Source organism: Candidatus Thioglobus sp., assembly GCF_028599055.1.
GTDB lineage: Bacteria > Pseudomonadota > Gammaproteobacteria > PS1 > Pseudothioglobaceae > Thioglobus_A.
Genome location: NZ_JAQRMS010000130.1, coordinates 1 through 3,324, shown reverse-complemented (window position 1 = coordinate 3,324; position 3,324 = coordinate 1). Strand labels below are relative to the sequence as shown.

At 39.4% G+C, this 3,324-nt stretch carries 3 protein-coding genes; 1 reads left to right on the top strand and 2 read right to left on the bottom strand.

Annotation, left to right across the window (positions count from 1 at the left end; genetic code table 11):
- Positions 1–767: lipopolysaccharide heptosyltransferase I (gene waaC, locus PSN35_RS06735; protein WP_300031236.1), on the bottom strand; the 767-nt coding region annotated here is incomplete at its 3' end.
- An 87-nt stretch (positions 768–854) separates the two neighbouring features.
- Between waaC and PSN35_RS06730 the strand changes: the two genes are divergently transcribed.
- Entirely contained in the window at positions 855–2,522 is a 1,668-nt protein-coding gene (locus PSN35_RS06730; RefSeq protein WP_300031233.1) for a glutamine--tRNA ligase/YqeY domain fusion protein, read from the top strand.
- Here PSN35_RS06730 and surE read toward each other — a convergent pair.
- Positions 2,519–3,262 (bottom strand): 5'/3'-nucleotidase SurE, encoded by a 744-nt coding sequence (surE, locus tag PSN35_RS06725; RefSeq protein ID WP_300031230.1) that lies wholly within the window; start codon positions 3,260–3,262, stop codon positions 2,519–2,521. The genes PSN35_RS06730 and surE overlap by 4 nt on opposite strands.
- Positions 3,263–3,324: the final 62 nt, after the last annotated feature.

The following is a 3,324-nucleotide window of genomic DNA, read 5'->3' as shown; positions in this document are numbered from 1 at the left end:
ACTAAATCAACTTGTGCGATACAAGCTTTAAGCTCGTCCAGTGTTAGTTGTTGAGAAGTAATCACATTAACTGCACCAGACTGTATCTTCTGTGCCATTAGCTTTTCTTCTGCATTACCCCAAAAAACAACAATGTTCGCATCCAACTTATTGGCCAATTCAATATACTTATCTATTGGATAAATCTTAGACTCGAATGAAGCACCTGGAATAAAAGCGATATTTACCTTACCGCTCTCAATGGGCATATCTACATCTTTAGAGTCAGAATAAAGAAAAGGCTTTTTATCTAGGATATTAGCATGTGAAATATCAAACTCTAAAGCGCTCGAAACAACAAACACATTACGTTTAATAATATTTTCAGAATAACCAATATGACAATTATCTGTATAAAAATTAGCAGCAAAAGACTCGCGCAAAGAGCTCTTATCAAACCCAAAGGTTTTATTAGATGGAATGGTGCGAGCAACAATCGCTGACTTGATTAAACCTTGTGCATCAATCACAAGGTCATATTTCGGCAAGTTTCTAAGTTTTTTAAACTCTTGGAAAAGTAATTTTAAAGATTTATTTTTTTTAGCTTTTTTAATATTAACCGTATGGATAGTGTCAATATCTGGGTTATTGGCAAGAATACCTTTAAAAGCTTCTTCAACAACCCAATCAATTTGGCAATCAGGATATTCCTTCTTGATAAATTGCAACGCAACCATGGCGTGAATAATATCACCAAGTGCCGAGAGTTTTACAATTGCAATTTTCATAAAATGAATTTTACTACGTGTAGTGCACAATATATTAGTATGAGGGTTTAATGATATAATTTGCGCATTATTTTTCAAAAGCCCATTATGAGTGACAACGCCCCAGTAGAGACTACTAATTTTATTCGTAATCAAATCAATGATGATTTAGATTCTGGACTGCATTCATCGATTCAAACGCGTTTTCCACCTGAGCCTAATGGCTATTTACATATTGGCCATGCAAAATCAATTTGTTTAAATTTTGGTTTGGCACAGGATTACAACGGCAAGTGCAATTTACGCTTTGATGACACCAACCCTGCCAAAGAAGATGTGGAGTTTGTTGATTCTATTAAAGCTGATGTTAAATGGCTAGGCTTTGACTGGGATGGTGAAATCCAATATAGCTCTAATTATTTCCCTCAGTTTTATGACTACGCACGTGAACTGATTAACAAAGGTTTGGCCTATGTGTGTTTTTTAGATGCCGATCAAACACGTAAATATCGTGGCACCTTAAAAGAAGCTGGCAAGGCTAGCCCATATCGTGACACCTCTACCCAAGAGAATTTAGAACTACTTGCCAAGATGAAAGAAGGTAAATTCTCCGAAGGTGAATGCGTGCTACGTGCCAAAATTGATATGGCTAGTTCGTTTATGTGTATGCGTGATCCTGCACTATACCGTATTCGTTTTGATAAGCACCATCAAACTGGCAATGAATGGCGCATTTACCCAATGTATGATTTTGCTCATTGTATTAGTGATGCTATTGAAGGTATTACTCACTCACTATGTACGCTAGAGTTTCAAAACAATCGACATCTTTATGATTGGATGCTTGATAACTTAGACGACTTTAACAAACCTGAGCGCCCGCATCAATATGAGTTCTCAAGGCTTAATCTTGAATATACCGTTATGTCAAAGCGCAAGCTACAGCAGTTGGTAGAAGATGGATTAGTAGAAGGCTGGAACGACCCACGCATGCCAACCATTTCCGGCTTAAGACGTCGTGGCTATACAGCGGCAAGTATTCGTGATTTTTCTGATCGCATCGGCATTTCTAAAGTTGATAGCATGACTGATATGAAAATTTTAGAAGATGCTGTACGTGACGATCTGAACACGGTTGCGCCACGCACCATGGGTGTGATTGATCCAATACGGGTCATTATTGAAAACTATCCTGAAGACCAAGTAGAGACTTTGCAAGCCCCTATTCACCCGCAAAATGAAGCCATGGGTAAACGCGAGATTTTCTTCTCACGAGAGTTATTTATTGATCGTGCGGATTTTGAAGAAGTGGCGCCAAACAAAAAATTCAAACGCCTCGCTATTGACAAGGAAGTGCGCCTGCGTAATGCTTATGTAATCAACGCCACGACGTTTGACACCGATTTTGATGGTAATATAACCACGGTATATGCCACTTATGATCCGGACACACTAGGTAAAAACCCAGCCGACGGACGCAAGGTGAAAGGGGTGATTCATTTTGTAGAAGCCACCAAGGCGTTGCGAGCTGAATTTCGAATGTATGACCGCTTATTTACTTTAGAAAACCCTGGTAAGAATGACCACTTTGAGCAGTTAATCAACCCTGAGTCATTAGTAGTAACTTACGGCATGGTAGAGTCAACAATGGCCAATGCTGAAGTGGAAGCGGCTTATCAGTTCGAGCGTGAGGGGTACTTTTGCAGGGATAGTCAATCTCCAAATGAGATTGTCTTCAACAAAACGGTAAGCTTAAGAGATACTTGGAGCAACTAGCTCAAATCTTTTAGCCAGTCTGAGACAGTATCAATTTCGTTGTATTTGGTAAGATCAATTTGCAATGGCGTGACAGAAACGTAGTTGTTAGCAATAGCGTGAAAATCTGTACCTACCCCATTATCGGCCTCTTTGCCGTTTTCACCAATCCAATAGCTAGCAGGATCATCCTTATCCTGAATACTGTCTTCAGACATATGGCGTTTGCCAAGGCGCGTGGTTTGGAAGCCATGTATCTCTTCATAGGCCACATCTGGCACGTTAATATTTAATACAGTATCGTGCGAAAGTTGTGAAGTGTGCAATTGGCTAATTATTTGTTGCGCAACTTTACCTGCTGTTTCAAAGTTTTCACCCTGCCAGCTGGCCAGAGAAATTGCCACCGATGGCAAGCCTAAAAAACGCCCTTCAATAGCACCTGCTACCGTGCCTGAATAAATCACATCATCGCCCAAATTTGGGCCGAAGTTTATACCAGTAACGACTAAATCAAATGAATCTTCCAGAAACCCACAAAGCGCTAAATGCACGCAATCACTTGGTGTAGCGTCGATAATGTAGATATTATCCTCTATCTTGATAGGTTTTAATGCTCGATTGAGCGTTAAAGAGCTACTCGATGCAGATTTATTTTCATTCGGGGCAACAACAACAACTTTATGATCTTTTGATAAGTATCTCGTTAATGTTTGTATACCTTCGGCTTGATAACCGTCATCATTACTTATTAAGATTTTCATTTAAGAAATGTTAAGTATGACTGCATCTTTCTTAATACCAACTTTAACCGTGCCGCCATCAA